Source organism: Microbispora sp. CL1-1 (genome assembly GCF_012034195.1).
GTDB lineage: Bacteria > Actinomycetota > Actinomycetes > Streptosporangiales > Streptosporangiaceae > Microbispora.
Window position 1 is genome coordinate 1 of the sequence record NZ_JAATEK010000234.1, and the last position, 298, is coordinate 298.

The following is a 298-nucleotide window of genomic DNA, read 5'->3' on the forward strand; positions in this document are numbered from 1 at the left end:
GCGCAGCCTCAGAACACACACCTGACACCCTGGGCCGGATCGGATCCCGACCGGCTTCGACAAGGAGAGAACATATGGACAAGAACGTCGGCCGGCGCGGCTTCCTGTGGAGTGGAGCCGTCCTCGGCGCTGGCGCACTCGTCACGGCCTGCACGAGCAACGAGCCCGCCGCGCAGGCGAGCGCACCGGCCGCGGCCCCCGCGGCCGCGGCCACGGGCGGCAACGACGCCCCTGGTGAGAAGGTCGTCATCGGTTTCTCGGCTCCGGCCGCCGACCACGGCTGGATCGCCGCCATCAG

At 71.5% G+C, this 298-nt stretch carries 1 pseudogene; it reads left to right on the plus strand.

Going from position 1 to position 298, the window contains the following annotated elements:
* Positions 1-74: 74 nt before the first annotated feature.
* Positions 75-298 (plus strand): annotated as a pseudogene (locus HCK04_RS40740) (sugar ABC transporter substrate-binding protein); the annotation flags it as partial.